The 26,981-nt window shown below is 40.4% G+C and carries 30 protein-coding genes; 9 read left to right on the top strand and 21 right to left on the bottom strand.

Translation table 11 applies throughout. The features are described 5' to 3' along the window. Window positions 1-64: 64 nt before the first annotated feature. On the bottom strand, window positions 65-934 hold the full coding sequence (gene rbsK, locus A3M5_RS0118495) for a ribokinase (RefSeq protein WP_018395264.1): 870 nt from the start codon (window positions 932-934) through the stop codon (window positions 65-67). Between the two features lie 167 nt (window positions 935-1,101). On the opposite strand from rbsK, the gene A3M5_RS0118490 reads away from it, so the two are divergent. After that, window positions 1,102-1,896, top strand: coding sequence for a TIGR00266 family protein (locus tag A3M5_RS0118490; protein ID WP_018395263.1), 795 nt, complete (start codon window positions 1,102-1,104; stop codon window positions 1,894-1,896). Between the two features lie 199 nt (window positions 1,897-2,095). Next, window positions 2,096-3,049 (top strand): L-lactate dehydrogenase, encoded by a 954-nt coding sequence (locus A3M5_RS0118485; RefSeq protein ID WP_018395262.1) that lies wholly within the window; start codon window positions 2,096-2,098, stop codon window positions 3,047-3,049. Between the two features lie 40 nt (window positions 3,050-3,089). On the opposite strand, the gene A3M5_RS0118480 is transcribed toward A3M5_RS0118485, so the two are convergent. Continuing rightward, window positions 3,090-3,281: a YwbE family protein gene (locus tag A3M5_RS0118480; protein WP_018395261.1), complete on the bottom strand. Its 192-nt coding sequence runs from the start codon at window positions 3,279-3,281 to the stop codon at window positions 3,090-3,092. A 15-nt stretch (window positions 3,282-3,296) separates the two neighbouring features. Next, entirely contained in the window at window positions 3,297-3,899 is a 603-nt protein-coding gene (locus tag A3M5_RS0118475) for a flavin reductase family protein (RefSeq protein WP_018395260.1), read from the bottom strand. A 208-nt stretch (window positions 3,900-4,107) separates the two neighbouring features. On the opposite strand from A3M5_RS0118475, the gene A3M5_RS0118470 reads away from it, so the two are divergent. Both A3M5_RS0118470 and A3M5_RS0118465 read left to right on the top strand, forming a co-directional pair. Beyond that, window positions 4,108-5,208 carry an SLAC1 family transporter gene (locus A3M5_RS0118470; protein ID WP_018395259.1) on the top strand — a complete coding sequence of 367 codons (1,101 nt, stop codon included), beginning with the start codon at window positions 4,108-4,110 and terminating at the stop codon, window positions 5,206-5,208. A gap of 179 nt (window positions 5,209-5,387) precedes the next feature. Beyond that, window positions 5,388-6,494 carry a CAP domain-containing protein gene (locus tag A3M5_RS0118465; RefSeq protein WP_018395258.1) on the top strand — a complete coding sequence of 369 codons (1,107 nt, stop codon included), beginning with the start codon at window positions 5,388-5,390 and terminating at the stop codon, window positions 6,492-6,494. 161 nt (window positions 6,495-6,655) lie between these two features. On the opposite strand, the gene A3M5_RS0118460 is transcribed toward A3M5_RS0118465, so the two are convergent. From A3M5_RS0118460 to ade, 11 genes are all read right to left on the bottom strand, one after another. Beyond that, window positions 6,656-6,856: a cold-shock protein gene (locus A3M5_RS0118460; protein ID WP_018395257.1), complete on the bottom strand. Its 201-nt coding sequence runs from the start codon at window positions 6,854-6,856 to the stop codon at window positions 6,656-6,658. A 236-nt stretch (window positions 6,857-7,092) separates the two neighbouring features. Next, a complete protein-coding gene (locus tag A3M5_RS0118455) occupies window positions 7,093-7,920 on the bottom strand; it encodes an STAS domain-containing protein (RefSeq protein WP_018395256.1) in 828 nt (275 codons plus the stop codon). Between the two features lie 220 nt (window positions 7,921-8,140). After that, window positions 8,141-8,707, bottom strand: a complete 567-nt coding sequence (locus tag A3M5_RS0118450; protein ID WP_018395255.1) for an NADPH-dependent FMN reductase — start codon at window positions 8,705-8,707, stop codon at window positions 8,141-8,143. 185 nt (window positions 8,708-8,892) lie between these two features. Continuing rightward, a complete protein-coding gene (locus A3M5_RS0118445) occupies window positions 8,893-9,318 on the bottom strand; it encodes a MarR family winged helix-turn-helix transcriptional regulator (RefSeq protein ID WP_026221805.1) in 426 nt (141 codons plus the stop codon). 209 nt (window positions 9,319-9,527) lie between these two features. Next, the gene (locus A3M5_RS0118435) at window positions 9,528-10,715 is read right to left on the bottom strand and encodes an acyl-CoA dehydrogenase family protein (protein WP_018395252.1); all 1,188 of its coding nucleotides are present in this window, start codon (window positions 10,713-10,715) and stop codon (window positions 9,528-9,530) included. A 401-nt stretch (window positions 10,716-11,116) separates the two neighbouring features. Then, a complete protein-coding gene (ssuD, locus tag A3M5_RS0118430) occupies window positions 11,117-12,238 on the bottom strand; it encodes an FMNH2-dependent alkanesulfonate monooxygenase (protein ID WP_018395251.1) in 1,122 nt (373 codons plus the stop codon). A gap of 33 nt (window positions 12,239-12,271) precedes the next feature. Next, complete coding sequence (locus A3M5_RS0118425) at window positions 12,272-13,459, bottom strand: acyl-CoA dehydrogenase family protein (RefSeq protein WP_231373247.1); 1,188 nt, start codon at window positions 13,457-13,459, stop codon at window positions 12,272-12,274. A gap of 214 nt (window positions 13,460-13,673) precedes the next feature. Continuing rightward, on the bottom strand, window positions 13,674-14,255 hold the full coding sequence (locus tag A3M5_RS0118420; protein ID WP_018395249.1) for an MFS transporter: 582 nt from the start codon (window positions 14,253-14,255) through the stop codon (window positions 13,674-13,676). Then, complete coding sequence (locus A3M5_RS0118415; protein WP_018395248.1) at window positions 14,255-15,685, bottom strand: FAD-binding oxidoreductase; 1,431 nt, start codon at window positions 15,683-15,685, stop codon at window positions 14,255-14,257. The genes A3M5_RS0118420 and A3M5_RS0118415 overlap by 1 nt, the downstream gene beginning before the upstream one ends. 25 nt (window positions 15,686-15,710) lie before the next feature. Beyond that, entirely contained in the window at window positions 15,711-16,040 is a 330-nt protein-coding gene (locus A3M5_RS0118410; RefSeq protein ID WP_018395247.1) for an MGMT family protein, read from the bottom strand. Then, window positions 16,024-17,763 (bottom strand): adenine deaminase, encoded by a 1,740-nt coding sequence (ade, locus tag A3M5_RS0118405; RefSeq protein WP_018395246.1) that lies wholly within the window; start codon window positions 17,761-17,763, stop codon window positions 16,024-16,026. Before ade ends, A3M5_RS0118410 begins: the two co-directional genes overlap by 17 nt. Before the next feature lie 148 nt (window positions 17,764-17,911). Here ade and A3M5_RS0118400 point away from each other — a divergent pair, with 148 nt between their 5' ends. Together A3M5_RS0118400 and A3M5_RS0118395 are read left to right on the top strand one after the other, a co-directional pair. Next, window positions 17,912-19,060: an MFS transporter gene (locus tag A3M5_RS0118400; protein ID WP_286130780.1), complete on the top strand. Its 1,149-nt coding sequence runs from the start codon at window positions 17,912-17,914 to the stop codon at window positions 19,058-19,060. Between the two features lie 31 nt (window positions 19,061-19,091). Then, a complete protein-coding gene (locus A3M5_RS0118395) occupies window positions 19,092-19,484 on the top strand; it encodes a thiol-disulfide oxidoreductase DCC family protein (protein ID WP_018395244.1) in 393 nt (130 codons plus the stop codon). 115 nt (window positions 19,485-19,599) lie between these two features. On the opposite strand, the gene brnQ is transcribed toward A3M5_RS0118395, so the two are convergent. Both brnQ and A3M5_RS23295 read right to left on the bottom strand, forming a co-directional pair. Next, window positions 19,600-20,928: a branched-chain amino acid transport system II carrier protein gene (brnQ, locus tag A3M5_RS0118390; protein ID WP_018395243.1), complete on the bottom strand. Its 1,329-nt coding sequence runs from the start codon at window positions 20,926-20,928 to the stop codon at window positions 19,600-19,602. Between the two features lie 293 nt (window positions 20,929-21,221). Continuing rightward, on the bottom strand, window positions 21,222-21,461 hold the full coding sequence (locus tag A3M5_RS23295) for a hypothetical protein (protein ID WP_018395242.1): 240 nt from the start codon (window positions 21,459-21,461) through the stop codon (window positions 21,222-21,224). Window positions 21,462-21,689: 228 nt separating this feature from the next. Here A3M5_RS23295 and A3M5_RS0118380 point away from each other — a divergent pair, with 228 nt between their 5' ends. Beyond that, window positions 21,690-21,992, top strand: coding sequence for a DUF3817 domain-containing protein (locus tag A3M5_RS0118380; protein WP_018395241.1), 303 nt, complete (start codon window positions 21,690-21,692; stop codon window positions 21,990-21,992). A 184-nt stretch (window positions 21,993-22,176) separates the two neighbouring features. Continuing rightward, window positions 22,177-22,698, top strand: coding sequence for a type 1 glutamine amidotransferase domain-containing protein (locus A3M5_RS0118375; RefSeq protein WP_018395240.1), 522 nt, complete (start codon window positions 22,177-22,179; stop codon window positions 22,696-22,698). A gap of 227 nt (window positions 22,699-22,925) precedes the next feature. Here A3M5_RS0118375 and A3M5_RS0118370 read toward each other — a convergent pair whose 3' ends face one another. The 3 genes from A3M5_RS0118370 to A3M5_RS23290 all read right to left on the bottom strand — a co-directional run bounded on the left by A3M5_RS0118370 (window position 22,926) and on the right by A3M5_RS23290 (window position 26,007). Next, complete coding sequence (locus A3M5_RS0118370; protein ID WP_018395239.1) at window positions 22,926-23,780, bottom strand: carbohydrate ABC transporter permease; 855 nt, start codon at window positions 23,778-23,780, stop codon at window positions 22,926-22,928. Between the two features lie 4 nt (window positions 23,781-23,784). After that, complete coding sequence (locus A3M5_RS0118365; protein WP_018395238.1) at window positions 23,785-24,963, bottom strand: ABC transporter ATP-binding protein; 1,179 nt, start codon at window positions 24,961-24,963, stop codon at window positions 23,785-23,787. Window positions 24,964-25,263: 300 nt separating this feature from the next. Further along, complete coding sequence (locus tag A3M5_RS23290) at window positions 25,264-26,007, bottom strand: FAD-dependent oxidoreductase (protein ID WP_018395237.1); 744 nt, start codon at window positions 26,005-26,007, stop codon at window positions 25,264-25,266. A gap of 161 nt (window positions 26,008-26,168) precedes the next feature. Here A3M5_RS23290 and A3M5_RS0118350 point away from each other — a divergent pair, with 161 nt between their 5' ends. Further along, complete coding sequence (locus A3M5_RS0118350; protein WP_018395235.1) at window positions 26,169-26,441, top strand: YiaA/YiaB family inner membrane protein; 273 nt, start codon at window positions 26,169-26,171, stop codon at window positions 26,439-26,441. An 88-nt stretch (window positions 26,442-26,529) separates the two neighbouring features. Here the strand turns inward: A3M5_RS0118350 and A3M5_RS25565 are convergent, their stop codons facing one another. Further along, window positions 26,530-26,706 carry a hypothetical protein gene (locus tag A3M5_RS25565; RefSeq protein WP_018395234.1) on the bottom strand — a complete coding sequence of 59 codons (177 nt, stop codon included), beginning with the start codon at window positions 26,704-26,706 and terminating at the stop codon, window positions 26,530-26,532. A gap of 33 nt (window positions 26,707-26,739) precedes the next feature. Then, window positions 26,740-26,973, bottom strand: coding sequence for a hypothetical protein (locus tag A3M5_RS23285; RefSeq protein WP_155894735.1), 234 nt, complete (start codon window positions 26,971-26,973; stop codon window positions 26,740-26,742). Window positions 26,974-26,981 lie beyond the last annotated feature (8 nt).

Here is a 26,981-nt window from a genome sequence, read left to right as displayed (position 1 = left end):
GTTCGCCGTGTCATCATCACGCTCATTTCTAAATCTTTCGTTTGTTGTTCTTTTATCATTCATCTCAAAGGGGATGACGTTTTTCCTCCACTTCCACGCGCGTCGGCATACCGCCTTGTGCACCAAACTTTGTAACAGATAGCGACGCTGCTCGATTAGCGAATTGAAGGCTTTCTTTAAGTTCTTTTCCTTCTGCTAACGCCACCGCAAATGCTGCATTAAATGTATCACCAGCTCCCGTCGAATCAACAGGTTCAACTAGATATGAAGGCACGACTACTTCTTTCTCCCCGTCAAAATAACGGACACCATTTTCCCCTTCTGTAACAAACACCTTATTAGGATAATTATGTATATTGGTAAACAACGCCGCTGCTTCTATTTCATTTGGTGTAATATAGGTCGCTTTCTCAATCACATTCTTTGAAATCGGACGTGCTGGTGCCGGGTTTAATAAAAGCGGTACATCGTTTATCGCGCATAGCTCACTTACATACTCAACGGTTTCTTCTGGAATCTCTTGCTGAATAAGCACAATATTTGATTGACGAATGACATGAATCGCTCGGTCTACAAAAGCCGGTGTGACAAAATTATTCGCTCCTTTCACGACAATAATACTGTTGTCTCCGTTTGCTAGCGTAATGTGTGCTGTTCCCGTTTCCATTTGTGTAACGGCTTCTACATAGTCCGTATGAACACGATTGTTTTTAAAGTTCTCCAATATCGTTTCTCCAAACGCATCCGTACCGATACATCCCACCATGTATACGTCCGCACCAAGCCTAGCGGCAGCTACTGCCTGATTCGCTCCTTTTCCACCGGGCACCGTTTTAAATGACTCGCCAAGTATCGTCTCTCCTTTATTCGGACGTTTTGTCGCTGTTACGACTAGATCCATAGATGAACTGCCGATTACTGTAATCTTCACCATTCTCCTCAACCTCTCTCATCATCTCCCGTACGACAATTACGACGAGTACTTAATATTCATTCCCATTTTCTACGCTTCTTTTCTTTTAGTTTATCATTTTTCAATTATTCCGAAACCTTTTCCATTTTCGCGCGTACTAACACTTGAATATAAAGGAGGATGACAAAATGAACAATCACGAAATTGATTATGAACTTTTTGGCGATGATATGCAGTTTGTTCAGGTAGAGCTCGATCCGAAAGAAACAGTTATCGCTGAAGCAGGCAGCTTAATGATGATGGATGACGGCATTAAAATGGAGACGGTCTTCGGAGACGGATCATCGAGGGGGAGCGGCGGATTGATGGGCAAGCTTTTAGGTGCTGGTAAACGGGTACTGACGGGAGAAAGTTTATTTATGACGACGTTTACGAATGAAGCTCCCGGGAAAAAACATGTCTCATTCGCTTCTCCTTACCCTGGAAAAATCATTCCAATGGATTTAAGTGAAATGAATGGGAAAATTATTTGTCAAAAAGATGCATTTTTAGCCGCAGCAAAAGGCGTTTCTGTTGGCATTGAATTGCAGCGTAAACTCGGTACTGGCTTTTTTGGCGGTGAAGGTTTCATCATGCAAAAATTAGAAGGCGATGGTATGGCATTCGTCCATGCCGGTGGAACAATCTATAAAAAGACGCTTGCGCCGGGCGAATTGATCCGCATCGATACAGGCTGTCTTGTCGCGATGACAGGCGATGTTGATTACAATATTGAATTAGTTGGCGGAGTCAAAACAGCATTATTTGGGGGAGAAGGTCTATTTTTAGCAACATTACGCGGACCCGGAACCGTGTGGGTGCAGTCCCTTCCATTTAGCCGACTCGCCAGCCGTGTTTTTGCTGCAATGCCGCAAAATGGCGGCTCAAAAGGAGAAAGCGGACTTGGAAGTATGTTTGACTTTCTCGGCGGTGACAGAGACTAAATTTTCTTATTGAAATGAGCGTTACTCAGCATTTAGCTGCTTTATTCAGTTTCGGAGCACTTTACTCGGTTTGAAACACCGTTATCTATTTTTAGTTAGAAGGCTATTGCAATCCAATAATCGACGTCCTATAATAAGTTTGTGAATTAATTCACATAAATGAGCCGACTTACTTTTTAAAAATAGAGGAGTGTTTTGAATGATTGATATTAAGGGCAATAAAGTCGTCCTTATCGGTACAGGTGCAGTTGGTTCAAGCTATGCATTTTCTATGCTGAACCAGGGTGTATGCGATGAGCTTGTATTAATTGATTTAAATAAACAAAAATCAATAGGCGATGTAATGGACTTAAATCACGGTGTCCTTTATGCTCCGACTACAACAAAAGTAAGGTTTGGTAAATATACTGATTGCGCTGACGCAGCACTCGTCGTCATTTGTGCCGGTGCGAATCAAAAGCCGGGTGAAACACGTCTTGAGCTTGTCGAAAAAAATATGGTGATCTTTAAAAACATTGTTGGGCAAGTAATGGATTCCGGCTTTGATGGCATTTTCCTCATCGCAACTAATCCGGTTGACATCTTAACATACGCAACATGGAAATTTTCCGGTCTACCGAAAGAGCGTGTAATCGGTTCAGGTACTATTCTCGATACTGCCCGCTTCCGTTATTTGCTTGGCGATTACTTCGGTGTTTCTCCAACAAGTGTCCATGCGTCTATTATCGGTGAACACGGTGATACAGAAGTAGCAGTCTGGAGCAGCGCAAATATTTCTGGTATCCCATTGAAAGATTATGCAGCTCATGACCATACTGAAAATCTAGATGACAAAATGATCGAAATCGCCGTCCAAGTTCGTGATGCAGCGTACAAAATCATTGAAGCAAAAGGCTCTACGTATTACGGGATCGCGATGGGCTTAACACGTATTTCTCGGGCAATCTTGCAAAATCAAGATGTGATTCTAACCGTTTCTGCTCTATTAGAAGGCGAATTCGGTCATGAAAATATCTACATCGGTGTTCCCGCTGTTGTAAACCGTCAAGGTGTGCGTGAAGTCGTCGAAATCCCGTTAAGCGAACGTGAAAAAGAATTATTCGATATTAGTGTAAATACATTGAAAAAAATACAAGAACCATTCTGGATTTGAACAAAAAGAAACGATCTCACAAAGCTGCGAGATCGTTTTTTTATAAAATGTCATACACACGTCCGACCTGTCCATCCTGCAATCGTACTTTAATTCCGTGCGGATGAAAACTTGAATTTGTTAAAATATCTTTCACAATGCCACGTGTTTTTGTACCAGTGCGTTGATCCTTTTTCAATATAATGTTTACTTCAATCCCCGGTTTAATGTCGCTTCTATTTTGTCCATTCATGTTCATTCCTCTTTTCTATGTCGGGCGGACGAGTTCAAATATTTCGCCCAACTTTGAATAATTATTTCCGGCAAGACGGCTGACCGGTGCCAGTTTTGCGGCATTAATCCGTCCTTTTTCATACAAATCTTCACGTATATGATACTGAACAACACGACCAATTAATAAATCACACGATGGACCGTCTCCAAGTGTGGCAACCTGTTCAAGCACACATTCCATCCGGATGTTTGCCTGTCCAATTGCCGGTACACTTACCTTTTCACTTTCCACCGATGTTAAATTCGTTAACTCAAGTTCACTTTCGTTAGCTGGAAGCGGTTTTGCTGTTTCATTAATGTCCTGAATATACGATTCATCTGATATATGCACGACAAATTCTTTTTTCCATGCTGCATTTCGCGCTGTATCTTTCATTTCACCTTTGAATCGCTGTACTGACACAGAGATCATCGGCGGATTCGCAGTCACGATATTAAAATAACTGAACGGCGCGGCATTTAACACACCTGCTTCTGATAACGTCGTCACAAATGCGACCGGTCGGGGAATAATACTGCCCGTTAAAAATTTATAATTTTCTATTTCTGGTAATTGTGATGGGTCAACTGACTTCATCATCGATCACTCCTTTCTCTTATTTTAAAATAAAAAAAATAAAATAGAAAGGAAGCAAAACGATTACTTGATTGTGAATTATATATTAATACTATCTTGACGCCTCTTTTTTCCGTTGTTATGATAGGTCTATTCTATTAAATATGTATTTTATATACTTGTTTATATAAAGCCTAGTAAAGTCATCTGCAAATAGGAGGTTGTTTTGTTGCACCGAGTCATTTTCGCACTCTTTTTATTTTTCGTCCTGCTCATTGTAAAATCACCGATGTTTCGTGGCAGCCGTATTGATGCATCATATGGTGCGATGGTTATGGCAATTGGTATTTTTCTTATCGGTGTCGCACCGCAATTTGACATCCCATTTGTTATTCCAGCTTATCTTGTTGATTTTTCACTTTTTGTCCTCTGGTTATTCCTTATCTTGTCATTTATGAGAGCCGCGTTTAAAGGCGTATTCCGAAAACGATATTTAACGCACCCGGTTCAAAGCTTTGCAGTCGGTACATGGGTTGCCGCTACATCTATTTTATGTCTCGTCCTGTATCATCAATATTCTTTTTTCAAAAATAGTATTTTCATAGTAGCCTTATTAAATACTGGACTATGGGTTTTTTACTTATTTTTATGCATCAAAAGCTATAAAGTGATTTTTTCAGCAAAATACTATGAGCGTGTAAACGGCATCATTTTTCTATCGACTGTCAGCACTCAGTCGCTCATTATCGTCTTTAATACCTTATTTGATCATCCTATTTTACATCATATAAGCCAAGCTGCGGTTTTTGTCGGTCTTACACTTTATTTTATCAATTTTGCTTTAATGATGATTCGCTTGAGGTCTTTCCAGCGGCATCAACTATTAGATGGGTGGAAAAACACAAATTGCATCGTTCATGGTGCAATGTCCATTACTGGTATAGCATCGATTACGTCCGGTACAATCCCAACCAACATCATCTTTCTTATGTGGATCTGGGCCGCTGCTCTCTTTGTTATCATCGAAGGCATCGAGCTTTGGCGATTGGCTGCACGTTTAAATGAATACACGCTTAATGAGGCAATTGGCCGTTACCATGTTTCCCAATGGGCTCGTAACTTCACGTTCGGAACTTTTTATGTCTTTACACTGAATATCGACTTATCTGGATATCACTCGGTCCTTTTGTACATTCAACATATCGTCATTGAATCTGGTGTGCCGGTGCTGATCAGTCTCCTCTTGATTGAAACGTTTCTCTTTTTCAAAGATGCACTGCCTTGGCAAGAAAGTCGGCAGCATGTTATTCAAAAAAGACGTGCTTCATAATTCTTATTGTGCTTATTATTTTCATCATTGTAAGAATATTATTTTATAACCCAACCATTAAAATGCATAAAACAAAAATGGATCATTTTACATTTTCATTTCTGCACTCATTTACTATCGATTCACGTGAAATTTCGAGTCGTTTTCGGTACAATGAAAGAAGAATGGAGAGTGAATGATTGAAAAGGTTATTCCAACTTATATTGTTGCTAGTAGTTGTTTATATTACACGGCCGCTCTGGGACGAATTCGTAGAGCCTTATGTTGATTTATCGTTTATGGATGTGATCGGTGAGCAAGTAGAAACCGTTCGGGAAAGTCCCATTGTAATTGATGCAATCGATACAGTGTCGAGCAAAGTTGAAAGCTGGGTTGGGGTTGGAGCCGAATCTGTTGTACAAGTTGAAAAACCAGCGCTTACGACACCAGATTCACAGACATTTTCTATCTACAATATACAGATTGGAGATGCACGAGCGGACGTTGAGCAAGAAATCGGCACGCCGAAACGTCATTCACAAAATGAATACGGCATAGACTGGTATGCCTATCACGAAAATTATCAAAACTTTTTGATGGTATCCTACGATGAAAATGATCAGGTAAACGGTCTCTACACGAGCCATGATTTAATTTCATCTACTGTTGGTATTGCACTGGACACACCAAAGAAAACCGTTCGAGCGAAATTAGGTGAACCGATGGATAAACTGCGTAAAGGATTAACGTATTATATTTTGAATGAAACGGACGAGTATGATTACTTCCATCTTGATGATAATTACGTGACCGTTTTTTATGACGTTCACGAAAACAACACAGTGACCGCCATTCAAATTATTGATGAAGATCTGGAAACAGCGAAAGGTTCAATGTATGCAGATGAAAGTGCTTCTTTAAAAGAAGGGCTTGAATATCAACTGTTTGATGTGACGAATGCTGCGCGTGTTACGCACGGATTATCAGTATTAACATGGGATGATCACGTAAGAGAGACGGCTCGTGATCACAGTCTTGATATGGCGGAGAATAACTATTTTGACCATACGAATTTAAAGGGCGAATCGCCTTTTGACAGGATGGAAGACGATGGGATTCACTTTATGGCAGCTGGAGAAAATTTGGCTTATGGACAGTACAGCAGTGTTTTTGCTCATGAAGGATTAATGAATTCAGCCGGTCATCGGAAAAATATTTTAAGTGATGATTTTGGCTATTTAGGTGTCGGTGTGGCGTTCAATGAAGAGTCACAACCGTACTATACAGAGAATTTTTTCGATAATTGAACTCTCACTGCTTTGTGCAGTGGGAGTTTTATGAATGATTACGGGCTATTTTGTGTGCGAATCCGGTCTGTTGTGTGTTCTTATCGGTCAGCAGCCTTTTCCATAATACACACCAAAAAGGCAATCTCAGAGGAGATTGCCTTTTTACGAAGTCTATATGATTATGCTTTTTGTACGTTAGTTGCTTGTGGTCCACGTTGGCCTTGTTCAACTTCAAACGTAACTTCTTGACCTTCGTCTAAAGATTTGTAGCCTTCGCCTTGAATAGCTGAGAAGTGAACGAATACATCGTCTCCAGCTTCGCGCTCGATGAAACCGAAACCTTTTTCTGCGTTAAACCATTTTACTTTACCTTGTTCCATGTTATGTTGCCTCCCGATGTGCGATGTGCACAATATAATACTATTCCTGCTCAAAGCAATATCAAGACAATAAGCTTTACAGCACTTGTACTTCTCGAACAAAAATAATTCTTTTTAAGAATATCACCTTTAAAGAAAATAAGCAAGTCATTACAAGTGATTTTTTCATTTTGACGTTGTCGTTTCGCCCCGTTACATTGATGCCATAAACATAAGGCACATTCATCATCAAACAGTTACTGTTTTAATGCTTGCATTAAATTGCCTGCAATATCAAGGTCGTTAAAACTCAGTCCGAGTTGAATCGATGTCATCGCCACTTCCGGTCGAATACCCGACAACGTCGTTTTTACACCGACTAATTTCAGCGCATCAATCAAGTGAAAAATTTGCAGTGCAACCATTGTGTCGACAATCGCCACACCGGACAAGTCAATAAATAAATGATTAATTTGTTTCTCCACACATTGACTGATGGCTTGTTCCAGCAAGTGTTTCGCTCGTTCCGTATCGACAGATCCTATAATAGGCAGCAGCCCTTTTTGATTTTGCAGCGCGATGACCGGTGTACTCAATTCACGAATGACTTCCTGCTGGCTGCGAAGTTGTATTTGTGAAAATTTATGATTTTCCTTTACGAAGCGTTTCATCACGTTTCCAAACGCTTTAATGATCATCCGAGTCCAGCGGTTTGCTTCTTCATGTGAGTAGATTCCTTCGTTTCGCTGTACAAATTCATCTATGTAATTGAGATATTGTTCCTGCACATTTAAAAACTCGCCAAGAATAATATAATTTGGTGTATCCAAATGCCCAGAATCTTTTGCAATTTGAATGATCCAATCGTTAAAATCTTCAAAAAATTCCTGTTCTTTTTTAATAAATACTTCACATAAATGCTCGTGGAAAGCAAAGTTTTGCTGTTTTAATTTCTGGATAGCAACCGGGTCCGTCGAAGCGTATATGCCGGTCACTTTTGATTGATCAAGAGACGCGTACCACTCTTCCGTTAAGTCCCATGCCCGCTCCAGTAAAAATTGGTGCACTGCTGGATTTCTATGCATCTGTTCACAACTCCTGCGTTCAAATTCACTATACTTCTTCATTGTATCGAAATGCAGATGCCGTGTCGATTTTAATGATATATAAAAGAGCTGCCTCAACAACTGAGACAGCTCTTCCATTAAAAACGTAATGTACAGCTTCTTTTGCTGTTTTAATACTGGCATCAATACTTTATTGATGTGTAGTGTATCAAAATATGATGGTTATTTAAACTTATTGTTAAACACCAACTGCAGCATTCGTTTTGTTATAAAATTCAATAAAGTTTTTAACAACTGAATCTAAGAATTCAACTGTACCATTATCAGTTAGTTCACCAGCTTCATTAATTTTTTCGTGAACGGAACCAATGTATACTTCATTACCTGGCAATAAAACAGGTGCTAAAGCCGGGTTTGATAAGATTTCTCTTAAGTGGATTTGCGCACGAACACTTCCTAGTACACCCATAGAAGAACCTATGATGAATGCAGGCTTGTCTTTAACTGTGAAATCGCCGCCACGTGATAACCAGTCGATTGCATTTTTCATTGTACCTGGAATAGAGAAGTTATATTCAGGCACTGCAAATAATACGGCATCTGAATCCTTCACATCAGCTTTAAATTTTTGTACGTTTGCTGGTGGGTTGTTTTCTATATCAATTGAAAAACTTTCAACGTCATTAATAAATACAGGTGTAATGTCTAATTGATCTGCATAACGCTTTTTCATATGTTCAACTATTTTTAAGTTGAATGAAGTTGAACTTGTACTACCGATAATTGCTTTAACTTTAATTGTCATAATGGTAAAACCCCTTTACATATAATTAATAACTCATTGCGTAACCTAGTTTGTCCTGACTTTTTCTAAGCAATACACGTGATAAATCATACATTTACCACAGCCATTTCTTTAACTATTTTTAATAACAAGTGTATTGTAACATATGAATAGTTGTTATAACAACTATCTGAATTAAAAGTAATTCATTTCACATTTTGGCGAATTTTCAATAAAATTCGGTTCACTTCCTGCAACTCTTTATCTGTAATCCCGCTCACAACAGATCGGTGGAAACTTTCTGTAATGGGAATGATCTTATCACCCAGCTTATTGCCTTCTTCGGTTAAATACACGTGCAGAAAACGGCGGTCATTCGGGGACATAGATCGTTTAATAAATCCTTTTTGCTCCAGACTCGCCAGCATACGTGTAATATTCGTTTTATCTTTATCTAACTTTTCTGCAATTTCATTTTGTGTTAGGCCATCTTTTTCCCACAATAGCATCATAATGAGATTTTGCTCTGGGGCCAGATTAAAAGGCGCTAGCATTGCTTTTACGCAGCTGGACAGCTTTAAGTCCGTCTGGTGAATCGTAATGCTTATATAATCCGTCAATGATAATTTCATTTCCATCACCTGCTTTCCTCGAACTGCATTATAGTGAAATTATGAAAACGTGTCAAATCAATTACTTGTGTATTTCCCCCTACCATTTCCCTTTTTGCGGAAGTAAAAAAGCTCCCAATCTTTCGGAAAGATAGAGAGCTTTCAGTCATCTGATATCACCTACTTATATTTTTTCTTATAGAAGTCAAAAAGCGATAACAGTTTCAGGGTTAAGAATAACCACTCGGTATCGGATACTCTCCGGTTAATACCCAACGTCCAATATTTTTCCGCTTATATTCAATTGGGTTGTGGAGAGAGTGAGTGCGAACGTTCCGCCAAAATCGATCAAAATTGTTTTTTCTTGTCGCGGACCGTGCCCCCATGACCTCAAACATACTGCTTGTAAGGTCAAGGGCAACCTTTGTGCCAAATGCATTGGCTGCACCCGTAAAAATAACGGTTTCCCCTCGTTCTTCTTTCGTTAAGTTTCTATCCTTTGCCCAGGCTTCATCCACCTTTTTTCCGGCTTGTTCTACTAATTGAACTGCTGCCTGCACATCGATCCAAAAGTCACCATATCGTCGTTGAATAAACGGATCTTCAATAGCTTTTTCGTAATCAGACAAATACCAAGGTCGTGATTTTTTGAGTGTGTATTCGCGTGCTTCTGCTAATGCTCCCTCTGCACTTCCGACAAATACATTTGCTAAAACAATTTGTGAGATGATAGCATCAAATGTAGTGAAAGGTACCTCGTTTGATGCCGAATCATCAAAAATTTCGTCTGCTTCTACTACTACATTTTCAAAGGTGACAGATCCACTGTCTGTTTGTCTTTGGCCCATTCCATCCCAGTCATCATTTACCGTTATACCCGCCCGATTCGTTGGAACAACGCCTACATATGCGCTTTTATCTCCGGGATTTTCAACCCATGAAATTAACAAACGATCGGAATCTTGGGCACCCGTGCTAAATGTGTTGTAGCCGTTGATAATAAATTGATTGCCTTTCTTTCTCCCAACTAAAGTAGGCTCGATTGGATTATAGGAATTTCCCCAAAACCAATTGTTTTTTGCTGATTCCGTATAATAATACTTTTTCTGTTTTTCAGAGCCTTCGACATGCGGATTCGTTAAATGTAAGAAATGATAGCCATATAAATGGGCGAGAGCAGCATCCGCTTTTGCCAACTCACGAACGATTCGAAGAACGACAGACCAGGGCTGGCCTTCGCCGCCATACTCAGTAGGAATTAAAATCGTGAGAAGTCCGCTTTCCCGTAAAGCATCCCGTTGTTTTTTAGCTGTACCACCAATCTTATCGCGTTCTGCTGCGTCCTTTGCGAATTCTTTGGCTAGTAAGACGGCGGTTTGCAAAAAAGTCGTTGGATCATTTCCAATCTCTTTTTTCATTTTTCTCCCTCTTTCATGTAATTTTGGTGGTTAACCTCCTGCATCTCAGTCGCCACCATTTCACTAAAAGGACTAGGAAAGGGCACTCCTTCAATATGAATATGCTTTCCTTAAAGTATGATTATTGGTTCAAAAATGTCCTTACATCTTCAAAAAATGTATTCCATACAAACCAAATTGCAGGTATGGAAAATGCATAAGTACATGCAAGTTTGGTTGCATAACCATTTTTTAAATCTTAAGATATTCCGTGCCTGGTAACTACTCAGATCGTATTTGTAAAATCATATATGTTGGGTAGATCGTCAATAACTGGAGGATCGAAGGAGAAACAATTTGGGTGATTTTAATGATTTCTTGCTTGCTTAAGCTTTTTTGTTTTAGCTATTATGCCTTTTGCTTTACGTTTGTTTTTTTACATTCATTTCTCCAAACGGACTCATGTATGTTCGCTCATTTGGATCCTTCTTTTTATTCAAGGGCAGTTTCGGAAAAAGAAGTTCTGCTGTCCGGTAAGCTTCTTCGAGATGAGGGTAGCCTGATAATATAAATGTATCAATACCAAGGTCTGCATACTCCTTCATTCGCGCTGCCACTGTATCCGGATCGCCGACAAGAGCTGTACCTGCACCTCCCCGAACAAGTCCAACACCTGCCCATAAATTCGGACTGATTTCTAATTTAGACCGGTCTCCGTTATGAAGCTGGCTCATTCGCTTTTGTCCTTCAGAGTCCATTCGGGCAAATACTTCTCTGGCAGAGGCAATGGCTTCATCATCAACATGTTTGATTAACTCTTCCGCTGCTTCCCAGGCGGCTTCTTCTGTCTCTCTCACAATAACGTGAAGACGAATGCCGAATTTTATTTTTTTCCCCGTTTGTTTTGCAAGTTTCCTCACTTTTGTTATTTTTTCTTTTACCTGAGCTGGAGACTCTCCCCACGTTAAATAAACATCAATGTGATCGGCAGCTACTTTCATTGCCGCGGGAGACGATCCGCCAAAATAAAGCGGCGGATATGGATTTTGGACAGGCGGATAAAGGACGGTACCATTTTTAATTTGAATGTGTTCTCCCTTAAGAGTAACCACTTCCTCTTGAAGCAGTTTTCGCCACACATTTAAAAATTCATCCGTTAGTTCATATCGTTCATCATGGTTTAAAAACAAGCCTTCTCCGGCTAATTCAACTGGATCTCCGCCTGCTACAACATTCACAAGCAGTCTTCCTTGCGAAAAGCGGTCAAGCGTCGACGCCATGCGGGCAGCTACAGCCGGTGACATCAAGCCTGGTCTTACCGCCACGAGAAACTTTATGTTTTTTGTAACAGGAACAAGCGTTGAAGCAACAATCCAAGCATCCTCACATGATTTCCCGGTTGGAATCAATACGCCGCCGTATCCTAATTCATCAACCGCCTGCGCAATTTGCTTGCAATACGCATAGCTTGCAGCCCTTGCACCCTCTCCGCTGCCTAAATAACGGCCATCTCCGTTGGTAGGAATAAACCAAAATACTTCCATTATCCATAACACCCTTCCAAACGTTCACTTTTTTTATGAATACGGTGTAATCTCAGGCAGCTGATCGTTTAAAATAAAGTTCCCGATATCACGTAGTTTGTATTCAATCGGATCATGCAATGTAAGTGTACGAATATTTCTCCAGTAGCGGTCAAATCGATATTTTGCTGATACCGACTTTGCGCCCATTACATCAAAGATCCGGTTCGTTACTTCTAAAGCCGTCCTTGCTGTCATGACTTTTGCCGTTGCGATCGCAATACTGCATTCTCCACGTTCCTGTTCCGTCAAAGACCATTCTTTCTCCCACGCAGCCTGCAAGGCATCAACTGCTTTTTCAGTAAGAGCAGCCGATGCTTTTAACTGTACATATAAATCACCATATTGGCGCACTGTATATGGATCGCGGGCAGCTTCAGCGGCATCAGATGTAAGCCATATGCGACTACTATGTTTCGTATATTGTTTCGCTTCTTCCAATGCCCCTTCTGCCATTCCAAGCAGAACATGAACCAGAATCATTTGAGCGATATGTGTGCGTATTGTTGAGAATACACTGTCTGGAAACTGAAGATAATGTTTAAGGATCTCCGTCTCTTTCAATTGAACACCTTGAAAGCGGACTGTCCCACTGTCCGTTTGACGTTGGCCAAATCCATCCCAATCACCTTCTGCAGCAACGCCTTTCCTACTCGTTGGAATGACGGCCAAAACAGTCTGATTACTTTCGACGTTCTTAGCAGAAATAAGGAGTCGATCAGAATCCGTTGCGCCTGAACAAAAACTTTTCTCTCCTTGAAGCAGCCATTCATGATCTGCCTGCTTGATCATTAAACGACCGTCACGAGGGTTATATGCATTTCCCCAGAACAAGTTTTTTTCTGCCGTTTCTCTATAAAAGAATTCTTTCTGCCGCTCAGAGCCAAATAATTGCGTAGAAACAAGGCATAAAAAATGATAGCCAAATATATGTGCTATTGATCCGTCTACCCGGGCAAATTCACGGATAATTCGAAAAATGGTTTTCCAATTTTCACCGTAACCACCGTACTCTACTGGGATGATAAGAGCCAAAAGCCCGCTTTCACGAATAAGATCTCGCTCTTTTTTTGCCGTCCCGCCCCGTTCATCACGTTCGATGGCTGTCTTATCAAACTCTGCCACGAGTATTCTTGCTTTTTCTATATACGTGCTATTGATTTTTTTTTCTATACTCATCATCCTCCATCTGTGAAGTTTATATAATATACGCTTCATTTTCTTTTTCTTGTATAAATTGATGAAGTTTATTGAACGGTACTAGTTATAAATCGCACGTTTGTAAAATTAATATATTCATGTTTCTGGATCTCAACGTTCACATAACCGATCACCATGATTCTTGCCTTTACATCCACGTTTAATAAGGAATTGGATCCTTCAAAATGCTTCGCCGTTACATATCGGCGGTCCTTTTCTGCTCTGGGATCTGCTTAACTTTTTCGCTATGATTATTTTTCCATAACACGATTCCACTCACAACGTACAGAAGAGAAGCTAAGTAAAAAATGGCGCCAATTGTTAGAAAGTCAACAAGATAGCCAGTCACAATAATGGCGATTGCAGCACCGACTGATGTCCAGAAATGATAACGGCCAATTGCAGCACCCGCTTTCACTTTCTCCACTTTACGGGCAAGCGTCGTTTTTTCCGTATTTTTTTGTACAGCGCCAAGCACGCCCATCGTCATTTGCAAAACATACACTTGCCATACTTCTGTGACGAGCGGGAAAAACAGAAGTATAACCGCCATTGCCAGCGAATAAAACAGCAGCAAGTTTTGATCACCTATGCGATCCGAAAGCTTGCCAATGAGAGGATAGGCAAGTGCGGATGTTAGCGCAAAAAGACCATACGCCCAACCAAATTGGGAATAGCTATCCCCAACGTTTCGCAGCAGTAAAATGTAAAACGGAAAGATCATACTGCTTGCCATAAAAATAATACTTTGTGACAGGACAAACCGCTGATATGTCATCATTTGTACTCCTCATAAAAATAGTTCGTGAACCGTTCGTCCGAGTCATACTCTTTTTTCTTTTCAAAAAATTCACTGATGCGTGGATATGCTTCTGCCAACTGTTCTTTTGACGGATATAAATAATAAGGTAAATAATAGCTTCCATTATGATTTAGTGTTACGTCAATCATTTTTTGAATGACCGCTTCCGAGTGCTTTATCCCGTTTTCTGATTTCTCTTGATTAATGAGAAGAACGAGGGCAAACATGTCTTCTTTTGCATAAGAAAGGACAGCATGATCACTTTTCTCTACGTACCGAATCGTAATATTAAGCAAATTAAACCCTTCTTCTTTTTCTAGAACGCTCCTTAAATCATCAACATAGCCTAGGAAATCATCAACTGGTACAAAATATTCCTGCAATACTTCTGTCCGTGTACTACTCTCATAATTCATAAAATTCGTATCTGACCGCATCACGTTATTTCTCGTTTCATACGTACTGCTCTCGTTGCCCATATACTTTTTTTGAACATCCCAAAAGAGGTTTTTCCCCCAATCACTGTAGCGGGATAAGCCGAGCAGAAACTTCGGCAGCGCCACAATGCGCTCTTCTTTCAAATCATTGTATTTTGAGAGTTCATTTTGATTATCTGCATATATGTAATCCGTCACGTACATCTCGCGCAAAAACGTTTCAGGTGCCACCGAAATGCGGGCAAGATGCATCTTAACAGCTGGATTTCCTTTTACCTCTTTTTCAAAATAAGAGCTGTATTCACTGTAATCCATCATGCTTGTCTTTCTTTCGTACAATTCATCGTCTGTCAAATGAAGCGTCACATCTAGAATAACGCCAAAAAGACCATATCCTCCAACTATGTATGGAAAAAGATCCGCATGTTCCTGTCTGCTTACATTCAAAATCTCGCCTCTAGGTGTCAATAGCCGAAACGATTCGATCGTATCAATCAGTGAATCGTTTCGAATATCACGCCCGTGTACATTCACACTTAACGAACCGCCGATTGTAAAAATATTTTGTGACTGCATTACTTTCACAGCCAGACCATACGGGTTAATGTGCCGTTGTATGTCATCCCATGTCGCTCCACTCTGCACAGTAATTGTTTTTTCACCCGGATCAAACTCAATGATTTTGTTATACGATTTCATATCAATCATCACAGCCTCCGGATAGTATGTCTGCCCACCTTGACTATGCTGCATGCCCGCGATCGTCAATTTATCACCTGTTTCATTCGCTTTTTCAACAATTCTCCTCAGTGTCTCCTCGCCGTCTGCTTTTTCAATGCTTTTCACTGCAACCGGCAGTAACCGGCCTGCATCTGCCACGACCGGCTGGGAGCGAAGTTGCTTATACACATAAAACGAACTGCCAAATAGCGCACAATAAATAAACAGAAACAGTAGTACTTTCCACATTGCCGTACACCCTCTATCGAAAGACCTATTTCTCAAAACGTGCTAAATCCACGCGACCATCTTTCGTGAATGATACGCCTTCCGCTTCAAGCAGCAATCGTTGAACTTCACGTGAATCGTTATTCGGAACAGCTATTTCTCCTTTTGCATTGACGACTCGGTGCCATGGCAAACCGTATTTCTCACTCATTGAATGCAAAATACGGACAACTTGACGGGCAGCACGCGGACTGCCCGCCATCCGTGCAACTTGCCCGTACGTGACGACATATCCTGGTGGGATTTCTTTTAAAATTTGTACCACTTCTGCAGTAAATGGAGCTAATTGAGTAACCGATTTATGCTCCCTGTTCATTAATCTTCATACCCACTTTGATATGCCGAAACGAGTCAACATCAAACAACCCTTTATCTGTTAGCTTTACATGTGGGATAACCGGCAGGCATAAAAACGATAAAACCATAAAAATATTTTGTGACCCGTCTGCCACAACGGAAAGCTGTTCATTTAAATGATGCAATTCCTTAACGACTTCTTCATAAGGCTTTTCCGACATAATACCGCCAACACGAAGCGGAACGGAAGCCAATATTTTCCCCTGATCAACTACAATGAGACCCCCCTGCATCTGTTCAATTGCTTCAATGGCTACGAGCATATCTTCGTCATTTGTGCCAGCGACGACAAGGTTATGAGAATCATGTGCAACCGTTGAAGCAATTGCACCGCTTTTCAAATTCAATCCTTTCACTATTCCCACGCCGATACTGCCCGTCGCATGGTGTCGTTCGCATACTGCGATTTTCAGCTGATCCCGCTTCACTTCAGCTTCAAAAAAACCATTGTTTATCTTTACCTTTTCAATTATCTTATTCGTGAATAATTTCCCGGGCAATGCTTCAATCAACATCGCTTTTTGTCCATCTTGAAGTGGAATTCGCAATGACTCTTTATCCACCTTTTTCATGTTGATTGCTTGTTTAATCGAAGCCGGAATCGCTGCCCGCCTCGTCTGCAGCGTATCTGCATCAACGACTTTTCCACCTTTTAGAATCGTCATTGGACGCAATTCCTTTATATCTTCAACAATCAACAAATCTGCCACATAGCCCGGTGCCACTGCTCCTTTATCATTCAGCTGATGGCAGACAGCATTATTGATCGTCGCCATTTGAATCGCAATAAGCGGATCCAGCCCATGCTTAATCGCGAGCCGTGCCGCATAGTTGACTGTTCCTTCTTCCACCAGCTCATCCAAATGCTTATCATCTGTACAAAATGAAAACCGTGTACTGTTTCTCTCGTTAATACTCGGTAAAATGGCCATCAAGTCTTTCGCTGCAGATCCTTCCCTCACAAGGACATGGATGCCTCGTCTAACACGGGATTCCGCTTCAATGGCTGTCACTGCTTCGTGATCATTGCGGATTGACGCTGTACTGTATACATTCAATCCCTCATCTGACAAACCAGCCGCATGCCCGTCCACCGTCATATTGTAATTAGTCGCCATCATGATTTTATCTAACATTCCATCGTCTGCTTTCAATACTGCCGGATAGTCCATTACTTCTGCCAGTCCGATCACGTTATGATGCTTGAGAAACGGACGTAAATCATCGGCTGTCAATGTTGCCCCATTTTGCTCAAACAGTGTCGCTGGTACGCAAGATGGCAGTTTTGTCATGATGTCAATCTCCGCATTTTCCGCATCATCCAACATATATTGAATACCTTTTGTTCCTGCTACGTTGGCAATTTCATGTGGGTCTGTTACGACTGTAGTCACACCGTGTCTTAATAGTGCTCGTGAAAATTCTGACGGCGTCACCATCGTCGATTCAATATGAATATGTCCGTCAATAAAGCCCGGCATAACGTACTTGCCTGCTGCATCAATCATCTTTTTTCCTTCTTTATATGTACCAATGCCGACAATGTATCCGTCTTTAATGGCGACATCTGCATCAAATGTTTCAAGGGAAAACACATCCACAACTTTGCCATTTTGAACAATAATATCTGCTTCTTCCGGGTGCTGTGCTGTATGGATAAGCGTTTTAAGTGATTGCTTCATGTACATCCCTCTTTCCTTTTTATAATCCGGTCATTTTTTAAATAGTGTACTTGAAGCACATCAATAATCAAACTAATTTCACTGGATTCTATTAAATTAGTTGACACCTGCTCAGTATGTAACAGATGATAGTTTTATATCATTTTATATAAAGGCGGCTATATTTATGCGCAAATTCGTCTATCTTATTATCTTTTTTTCATTTTTTGATTTATTCACCCAACTGCCGATTATGAGTCCTTTTGCTGAGTCACTCGGTGCGACTCCTTTTTTAACCGGACTTGTCGTCGGGATGTACTCCTTTTCCAACACAATCGGCAACTTATTTTCCGGTTTTTTAACGGATAAAAAAGGACCGTTTCTTGTTTTAGTAACCGGCCTTTTAGCAACCGGTGCAGCGCTTTTGTTTTATCAGACTGCGACGGACGCCTGGTCTCTTCTAACAATTCGCTTTGTGCACGGTTTACTAGCAGGGTTTATTACACCCGCGGCGTTTACCTATTTGGCTAACATAACAGCAAAAGAAAAGAAAGGAAAAGGAGCCGCGATCTCAGGTGCTTTTGTCGGTCTTGCCGCTATTATTGGTCCGGCATTCAGCGGCATTGTGGCCAGCCGAACGAGTGAGACAACCGTACTGAGTGTCACAGCGGGTGCGATGCTTCTTTTAGGTATACTCGCTCTTTTCTTTTTACGTACACCAGTTGCGCTTAATTCACCACTCAAGCAAAAAGAGGAAAAAATGGCGCAATCTCTTTTCCAAAACACGGATGTGCTAAAATCGTTTACTGGTGCATTTTTGCTTATGTTTTCGCAAGGGGTGCTTGCTTACATGCTGCCGCTTAAAGTCATGCGGCTTGGCTATGATGCTCAAACTAGCGGGCTTCTATTAAGTACATTCGGTATCGTTGCGATTCTTGTTTTTCTTTTGCCGATCAATTCACTCTTTGACCGGTTACGACCGGAATTAACGTTTTCATTTGGCATTGCGACGATGGGTGCAAGTCTGCTGCTCATTAGTCAAAGTGAGAGTGCTGCTTTTCTTTATACGCTGATGGGCTTATATGGCGTCGGTTTTGCCTTTTTATTTCCTTCGATTAATTCATTATTAATTGGCGCAGTTGAACCGGCGCACCGAGGCAAAGCATACGGCTACTTTTACGCGTTTTTCTCTTTAGGCGTCGTTGCGGGATCGACTGTAATAGGTGTCCTTTCACTATCTCCAGCAAATGGATTTCTTTTCACCGGCCTTTTGTTAATATCAGCGGGAGCCTTTGTCTTTTTGAGAAGAAATAAATAACGTTTCGGTCATGCTAAAGGAGGCTATAAAAATGAGTGCGATCGTTCTATTTGACGGTGAATGTAACTTTTGTGATTCTAGTGTACAGTTCATTCTAAAGCGTGATTTTAAAGAATACTTTTACTTCGCATCACTGCAAAGCGATGTTGGTCAGCAATTGTTGAAAGAGTATGATGTACCAGCAGGCATGGACAGCCTCATACTGATTGAAGACGGAACAGCGCATGTTAAATCATCGGCGGCTCTGCGCATTTGCAAACATTTAGCCGGCGGATGGAAACTGCTGTACGCGATGTTGATCATACCGAGTCCAATCCGAAATGCATTTTATGACTTCATCGCCCGAAACCGTTACAAATGGTTCGGCAAAAAAGACGATCACTGCATGTTGCCATCACCCGACGTACACAGACGATTTTTATAAGATCAAAAAGAGCCTGAAGAAACTTTGATACGTTTCTTCAGGCTCTTCATTATTAAAGAGCTATAAAACTCTACTGATAGAAGTTTTACTTTATCAAAATCATTCTCCTGCTCAATTAAAATGCTGTCTTTTTTTTACTCATCATGCTAAACAGATACCCTAATATACCGCCAACAACAGCTGGAATGATCCAGCCCAGTCCTACTGTTTGCAAAGGAAGTATAGCTGTAAATAACTCATTAATTGCTTGAATTTTTATTCCGGCTGCGTTTAATCCGTCAAAGAAACTGACAATGAACGTTAATAAGAAGCTCCCTAGATAAACTTCCGGCTTCCCTTTAAAAAGTGTGTGAATAAATGTTAAAAACATTAAACAAATGGCTAACGGATAAATAGCTACTAATACCGGAACAGAAATGCTAATTAATTTCATTAAGCCAATATTAGCAAAGATCATGCTAAAAATGGATAAGTAGATCGTTAATCCATTGTAAGAAATTTGCGGAAACAATTTGTGGAAATAGGTAGCACTAGCCGTGATCAAACCGATACTCGTTGTTAAACAGGCCGCAATAACAATTAAACCTAGCAATACCCTGCCATAGGGACCAAAATAATAATTGGATACTCCTGCCAAAACGACTCCGCCGTTTTCTAAATAGCCTAGCTTTTCCACACTTCCGGCACCTATATAGGTAAGAGCTGAGTAAATGATTGCTAAAAGTCCTGCAGCAATTAACCCTGCCTTAAAACAAGTTATCATGACTCGTTTCTTGTCTGTAATCCCTTTTTCTTTAATTGCATTAATCACAATGATTCCAAAAACGAAAGAAGCAAGAGCATCCATTGTTAAGTAGCCCTCTTGAAAACCTTTAAAAAATGAATGTTCCATATAATTTTCAGTAGGCGCACTAAAATTCCCGATTGGATTAATGATTGCTGTCACAATAAGTATTCCTATAAAAATTAATAAAAGTGGAGTTAAAATTTTCCCTACAATATCTACAATTTTTGAAGAGTTCATCGAAAAATAACATGTAATCCCGAAAAATAAAATGGTAAATATTAATAGAGGAAGAAAGCCAGCATCTTCACCTAAAAAAGGCTTAACACCTATTTCATAAGAAACGCTTCCTGTTCTTGGTATAGCAAATAGTGGACCGATCGCTAAATAAAGGACTGTCGTAAAAATTAAGCCAAATAGAGGATGAGCTCGACTAGCTAGTGACTGTAAATCACTTTTACCTGAAAAACCAAATGCTAATACACCCAGTAACGGAAGACCAACTCCAGTCACGACGAATCCAGCATTAGCTGCCCAAGCGTTATCACCCGATAATTGACCAAGCATTACCGGAAAAATTAAGTTCCCTGCTCCAAAAAATAAAGCAAACAGCATAAAACCAACTGCAATCACAAATGAAAATGACTCTTTTTTCAACAAAACTGTATCATCCTTCCAAAAAATAAATGAATCTACTTATTATCCAGTTAATACCTATCTTTTTTTAATTATAAACATAAACACAAATAACAATACTACTACTGTCATGGTCTTCTTGTCTATAAGAATATGTAATCTATTGATTAGTAAAATATCATTTATATGTAATTTAAAGTAATTTAAATTGCATAATACCATCATCCAACCCGTGCAAGCGGTTTTATAAGATCAAAAAGAGGGCTCTCCCTGTTTAGTGAGTAACTGAACGGGAGAGCCTTTTCTCAATGGATTACTTAGCGCCGGGAGCGGAATCGCAGGTGACCCGCTTCCCGAGAGGTCATTGCTCCGACACCACGTGCAACATCCGAGGCAATTTCTTGTTGAACTTCAGCAGGGTCTGTCCCAGCATATCCAGGTTCCATAATAGATGCCTGGTCTGGAATGCTGCCGAACTCCTGATCAAATGGCTGCTGAGCGATTGATTGCTGACATTTCAGTACTTGCTGAACAGGTCGATATATTCGTTTTCGCATAGCTTCTTCTCCTTTTTGGAATAATTGACACCATCTATAACATTTATCTTTGTTGTTTTTTATCATTCCCTGTTTTCATACAGTTAAATAAGTTATTTATATCCATGTAAGTAAATGAATTGTGCTGATCATCTTCTGACAATCTCGTGAACGGTAGCTGAAAAGAGTGAATTCCTTTGTCAATTCGGTTATATTTAAAGAAAAATAATGGTTTCTTAGGAGGAAATAATGCTTAAAACAACGATTGGCAAACTGCGATTTATGGGCTATTTTGAAGGAGTTTCTCTGCTTGTCCTACTTTTTATCGCGATGCCGTTAAAATACGGATTCGACATTCCGGAAGCTGTCCGCATCGTCGGCTCCATCCATGGTGCACTGTTCGTTACGTATTGCATCGTTATTGCCTATGTAACATTGAAAACGAGATGGAACATCGTTTGGCCTATTTTGTCCATTGTCGTGGCCTTCATTCCATTCGGCAACTTTATTTTTGATAAAAAATTGCACAAACTTGAAAAAACATACGGATAAAAAAGCAGCCTGGATTATAACACAACGTCCAGACTACTTTTTCGCTAATAAGGTCGATGAATAGCCACAAACATCGAAATTGAATGGTGTTCGTTCCATTTTCCTAACAAAATAGTGATGTTATTCCTTTTGATTCGACAACACCTCTGTTACACTTAAGAAAATGATTTCAGGAGGAGATTGAATGCGTTTAACTGATAAAAAAGTCATTGCTCTTGTAGAAGATGAATTTGAAGATTTGGAGTTGTGGTATCCGATTTTACGTCTGCAAGAAGAAGGGGCAACCGTTCATTTAGTCGGTAAAGAAGCTGGGAAAAAGTATATCGGAAAATACGGTGTTCCGGCTGTATCCGAGTATGCATTTACGGATATTCAAGCGGACGAATACGACGCAATTCTCGTTCCCGGCGGCTGGGCACCAGATAAATTACGACGTTATCCGGAAGTAATCGAATTCGTCCGCAGCATGAACGATGCGAAAAAACCGATTGGGCAAATTTGCCATGCTGGATGGGTATTGATTTCAGCGAATATTTTAGATGGAGTTAACGTGACGAGTACACCAGGCATTAAAGATGATATGACGAATGCTGGTTCAACGTGGCACGATGAAGCAGTCGTTACGGACGGACACATTATCTCAAGCCGCCGCCCACCCGACCTGCCGCCATATGTCAAAGCATTTGCTGATAAGCTAGCTGAATAATAGCAAGAAATCCCGCCAACAAGTGGCGGGATTTCTATTTTTTCGCTTCCAAAGATAGACACTGTTATTCAACTTTCCGGCGGTCTTTTATACAAATAACCCCACCTTTATATTTTTGATAAACATACGTGTATATACAGCGAGGCTTGATACGATTTACTAGCCGAGTATCACCACTGTTATGATGATAAGCAGCGTATTGACGATTCCTTTTTTCAATGCGCTGACTAATAATGCAGTTTCCTTTCAACGAACTTAAACTGCGCAATCGTGACAATGAAAATGCAGAAAAAGAGAATCACTGCCGGTGCGCTTTCAGAACCGATATTATAGTTGATGAACGTATCTATATAAATAGAATCAACAAATGTTGTCATTGATTCGATCGGGCCGTCCTTTGTCAAAATCTCAATTTGACCGAACGTTTGGAATGCATTAATAAACGATACCGTTATAACGAAAAATAGTGTTGGTGAAAGCATCGGAATGATGATTTTTCGTAATTTGTATGCACCACTCACGCCGGCAATACTAGCACTTTCATACAGCTGTGAATCAATGTTTTGTAAGCCGCCCAGTAAAATGAAAAAGCAGAATCCTATATTCATCCAAATCGTTCCAATAGAAACAGCAATCAACGCTGTCGATGGATCAAGCAGCCACTGTATCTCGGAATAACCAATCGCTATTAAAAAATAGTTTATTACCTCGATTGTCGGATTGTACATAAACATCCAGATGACAGATGATGCTGCGACACTCATGCCTATCGTCGACGAAAACAGTTTGCGAAAAAAACGATTCTCCCGCAACTTTGAATTTGCGAAAAGTGCTAAACAAAGCGCAAGAATGACACCGATCGGAACGGTATACAACACGAATAAAACAGTCGCTTTTGCACTTGTTAGAAAAGCCGGTGATGTGAATAAATACGTAAAGTTTTCAATGTCAACGAATGTAGCGAGTGTTCCTTGCATATCCGTTATATACTTACTTAAATAAGCCGTCCGAACCATTTTATAAAATAAAAACACCGTAAACAACATAAATGATGGCACTAAATAAAAAAAAACTGCCTTCATGAGACTATATATTCACTCTCCCAACTGCCTGCTCGAGCCCTTCAACTTTATTTCTATATGCAGTATACTCACCGGACAGGTCCCCCCGGAAATTAGCAAGCTTTTCAGCATGGCCAATAATACGCTGACTGCTGCTCGTATCAAAAAAACATAAGTGCTGATCTTCAATATAGATCGACAACGATTTACCCACTTCAAGATTCCATTGTCCTGCCAAGCGAGCAATCCATTGATCACTACTTCCCATATGAAACGTAATCAACGTTTCTGTTCCCTGTACTTCCACATTAGCAACTGTCACGTCAAAACCGAGTTCATCCTGTCTAGCAGCACGGATATTCTCTGGCCGCACTCCGATCATCACCCTTTTCCTCTTTCCAATCAAATCAATCATGTCTGACATCGGCACAGTCCATTCATCAACAATTAGTGACGAACCACTCACTTCAGCTTCAATGAGATTCATTGGCCGTGCACCGATAAATGAAGCAACAAATGTATTCACCGGATAATTATAAATGTGGAGCGGCTTACCAATTTGTTGCACTTCACCACTGTTTAAAATCATCAGTCGATCAGCCACTGTCATTGCTTCTGTTTGATCATTCGTCACATAAATCATCGTCATACCGAGCTTTTGCTGAATTCCACGGATTTCAGAGCGTATTTTTGTCCGAAGCTTAGCTTCTAAATTCGACAGCGGCTCATCCATCAGACAAATCGGTGCATGCGTCACAATGGCTCTTGCTAGAGCGACGCGTTGACGCTGTCCTCTCGATATTTCCTTCGGCTTACGCTTCAAATAATCAGTCAATCCAAGTATTTCGGCCGTTTCCAAGCAGCGCTGTTTCTGCTCCGCTTTCGACAACCTTTTCACGTGAAGTCCAAACGTTATATTTTCCTGTACCGTTAAATGCGGGTATAGTACATAGTTTTGAAAAACCATTGATAAGTCGCGCTGGCTTGGCAACAAGTGATTTGCTCTTTTTCCACCAATGCGCAGTTCGCCACCCGTCACATTTTCTAATCCGGCGATTATTCGCAGTATCGTGCTTTTTCCACAGCCAGATGGACCGACAAGAACGAAAAATTCACCCGGTTCAATCGTTACATCAATCCCACTTAATACATCTGTCCGACGATCATACGATTTTCGAACTTCTTTTAATTCCACTCGCTTCATCGAACAATCAGCCCCTTCACTTAACCCGTTTTTCTATTTTAACGAAAGAATGTAAAATAGCCGTTAATATGAATGGAGATGATTGTAAAGTTATGTAAAGTTTTATAACAATCAATTGCCGCCACTCAGCTTCCTGATTTCCCGCCGCTGCTTCCTATAATAGCAATTCTCTTCATAACTAAAATTCCTCTTCTCTCTTATCAAACTAACAAAAAGATCAAAATGTCAAAAATTTAATCAACTGTTCTTTTCCTTATACAAAAATCCTGTATACATGGACTTCAAAAAAGAAGTCTTTGTTTACAGGATTTTATCAATTGAAATATACGTAAACTGCGGTCCTCCGTTTACGTCACCAATTGCCCAAATATGCGGCACATTCGTCCGGAGTGTTTCATCAACCTGTACTGTGCCCCGATCGGTTATATTCACACCAGCTGCTTCCAGATTCAGCCCTTCTGTATACGGTTTTCGTCCAGTTGCCAGAAGCACTGCGTCCGCTTCGATTTTATGTTCCCCGTCACCATCTTCATATGCGACAAGCGATCCCTCAACTGTTTTCACTTTTACATTCAACTTAAATTGAATTCCTTTTTTCTCAAGTGTTTGCTGAATCGCTTCTGCAATATCTCGGTCTTCACGCGGAATAACGGACTCCGCACCTGTATTAATAAAAATATACTCCGCAGATAACGTCACCGTTTCACTTTCCAGTTCGACTTTTACTTCATGCGGCGAAACGAACGACGCTTCACCGGTTAAAAAGGTAATTCCATCTTTTTGATCAAGGTTATTAAAATTTTTCTCACGTAAAAAGGCCGTTAAGTCATCTTTTTTCGAAATCGCTTTTGCGTAATTGACTGATTTTTCCGCCTGTTCCACGAGTGATTTCATCGGAATACAGGCAATATTAATGCATGTTCCGCCGTACATAGATGAAGACCGTTCAATGATTGCTACTGTCATGCCCTGCTTCACAAGGGCTGAAGCCAGTGTTTTACCGCCTTTACCAAAGCCAATAATAATCGCATCAAATTTTTTCATCGTCTGCACCTCTTTCAGCTATCAGCATAAAACATACAATTTTAATATGCAAAATAAACCATTCTTCATATAACAATGTGATTCTTTTCATGATATGATCATAGGAGCTTCTATTAAAATGGAAAATGAATACACTTAAAATAAATGAAGGAGGAATGACGATGCAACGGTACAGAAAAAGAAATACCCCCGCTTTCACCGTACTGGCCTACTTCACATTTTTTGCAGGCGTATTTTTATTTTCAATCGGTCTTTACAATGCGGATAACCTGCAGCTGAATGAAAAAGGCTACTACATTGCTGTCATGATTTTAGTAGCAGTAGGCGCGATCTTGACCCAAAAAGTAACGCGCGACAACGCGGAAGATAACGAAATTATCGCTCAAGAAGAAGAAGAACGAAGACGAAATCTGCCAACTAACAAAGCAGAGTGATCTTGGAAGAAGGCGCCCATGCAGTGCCTTCTTTTTTATGTTTCTTTTTCAGTATATCTTCACTTCCTACTCGCTACTCAGCTTCCAGCTATTTTACTCCGTTTCGAATACTTTCTGCCAGCAAATACTTCAATTTCTCTGGTTCATCTACCCGAAAAGCTAGTTCTGAAACACACTTTTTGCGTCCCATAAACATCGTTGCTTCAATTGGTTCATGCAGCACAATGACCACTTGTGCTTCGACCGGTTCAAATTCTCTTAACATAAATTCAAGCGCTTCCTCATCCGGTTCATCTCCCTACTTTACCTCTTTGATCATGGAAAGCAGCACGATAATTCGTCGTGTTAACCCTTGGGGCAGCATCGAATAAATTGCGGGATGATTGTTCATTTCCTGACGGATGTGTGGAATCTTTCGCATTACATAGAAAACAAGAACTAGTTCCGCTGCAATTCCTGCATACAAAATTCCTTTATTATATAAAAAAAGAGCACTCAAGGGATATAATGAGTGCTCTCTTTTATTATTCATTGAAAGTT

The organism is Bacillus sp. 37MA, from assembly GCF_000372765.1.
In the GTDB taxonomy this organism is placed as follows: domain Bacteria; phylum Bacillota; class Bacilli; order Bacillales; family Domibacillaceae; genus Domibacillus; species Domibacillus aminovorans.
Note: the sequence above shows the minus strand (reverse complement) of the source record. Positions and strands in the feature narration are given on the sequence as shown.

Coding starts and splice junctions, on each gene's coding strand:
- A3M5_RS23290 (WP_018395237.1), bottom strand. CDS start 26,007: ATGAAAAAATTTGATGCGATTATTATTGGCTTTGGTAAAGGCGGTAAA.
- A3M5_RS0118380 (WP_018395241.1), top strand. CDS start 21,690: ATGCTTAAAACAACGATTGGCAAACTGCGATTTATGGGCTATTTTGAA.
- A3M5_RS0118445 (WP_026221805.1), bottom strand. CDS start 9,318: ATGAAATTATCATTGACGGATTATATAAGCATTACGATTCACCAGACG.
- A3M5_RS25565 (WP_018395234.1), bottom strand. CDS start 26,706: ATGTTAAGAGAATTTGAACCGGTCGAAGCACAAGTGGTCATTGTGCTG.
- A3M5_RS0118460 (WP_018395257.1), bottom strand. CDS start 6,856: ATGGAACAAGGTAAAGTAAAATGGTTTAACGCAGAAAAAGGTTTCGGT.
- ade (WP_018395246.1), bottom strand. CDS start 17,763: ATGAAGCAATCACTTAAAACGCTTATCCATACAGCACAGCACCCGGAA.
- A3M5_RS0118455 (WP_018395256.1), bottom strand. CDS start 7,920: ATGCATAGAAATCCAGCAGTGCACCAATTTTTACTGGAGCGGGCATGG.
- A3M5_RS23285 (WP_155894735.1), bottom strand. CDS start 26,973: ATGAATAATAAAAGAGAGCACTCATTATATCCCTTGAGTGCTCTTTTT.
- A3M5_RS0118450 (WP_018395255.1), bottom strand. CDS start 8,707: ATGACAATTAAAGTTAAAGCAATTATCGGTAGTACAAGTTCAACTTCA.
- A3M5_RS0118425 (WP_231373247.1), bottom strand. CDS start 13,459: ATGATGAGTATAGAAAAAAAAATCAATAGCACGTATATAGAAAAAGCA.
- A3M5_RS0118420 (WP_018395249.1), bottom strand. CDS start 14,255: ATGACATATCAGCGGTTTGTCCTGTCACAAAGTATTATTTTTATGGCA.
- A3M5_RS0118370 (WP_018395239.1), bottom strand. CDS start 23,780: ATGAAGGCAGTTTTTTTTTATTTAGTGCCATCATTTATGTTGTTTACG.
- A3M5_RS0118365 (WP_018395238.1), bottom strand. CDS start 24,963: ATGAAGCGAGTGGAATTAAAAGAAGTTCGAAAATCGTATGATCGTCGG.
- A3M5_RS23295 (WP_018395242.1), bottom strand. CDS start 21,461: ATGCGAAAACGAATATATCGACCTGTTCAGCAAGTACTGAAATGTCAG.
- A3M5_RS0118395 (WP_018395244.1), top strand. CDS start 19,092: ATGAGTGCGATCGTTCTATTTGACGGTGAATGTAACTTTTGTGATTCT.
- A3M5_RS0118480 (WP_018395261.1), bottom strand. CDS start 3,281: ATGAATGGACAAAATAGAAGCGACATTAAACCGGGGATTGAAGTAAAC.
- A3M5_RS0118490 (WP_018395263.1), top strand. CDS start 1,102: ATGAACAATCACGAAATTGATTATGAACTTTTTGGCGATGATATGCAG.
- A3M5_RS0118485 (WP_018395262.1), top strand. CDS start 2,096: ATGATTGATATTAAGGGCAATAAAGTCGTCCTTATCGGTACAGGTGCA.
- ssuD (WP_018395251.1), bottom strand. CDS start 12,238: ATGGAAGTATTTTGGTTTATTCCTACCAACGGAGATGGCCGTTATTTA.
- A3M5_RS0118350 (WP_018395235.1), top strand. CDS start 26,169: ATGCAACGGTACAGAAAAAGAAATACCCCCGCTTTCACCGTACTGGCC.
- A3M5_RS0118375 (WP_018395240.1), top strand. CDS start 22,177: ATGCGTTTAACTGATAAAAAAGTCATTGCTCTTGTAGAAGATGAATTT.
- A3M5_RS0118435 (WP_018395252.1), bottom strand. CDS start 10,715: ATGAAAAAAGAGATTGGAAATGATCCAACGACTTTTTTGCAAACCGCC.
- rbsK (WP_018395264.1), bottom strand. CDS start 934: ATGGTGAAGATTACAGTAATCGGCAGTTCATCTATGGATCTAGTCGTA.
- A3M5_RS0118415 (WP_018395248.1), bottom strand. CDS start 15,685: ATGTGGAAAGTACTACTGTTTCTGTTTATTTATTGTGCGCTATTTGGC.
- A3M5_RS0118475 (WP_018395260.1), bottom strand. CDS start 3,899: ATGAAGTCAGTTGACCCATCACAATTACCAGAAATAGAAAATTATAAA.
- A3M5_RS0118410 (WP_018395247.1), bottom strand. CDS start 16,040: ATGAACAGGGAGCATAAATCGGTTACTCAATTAGCTCCATTTACTGCA.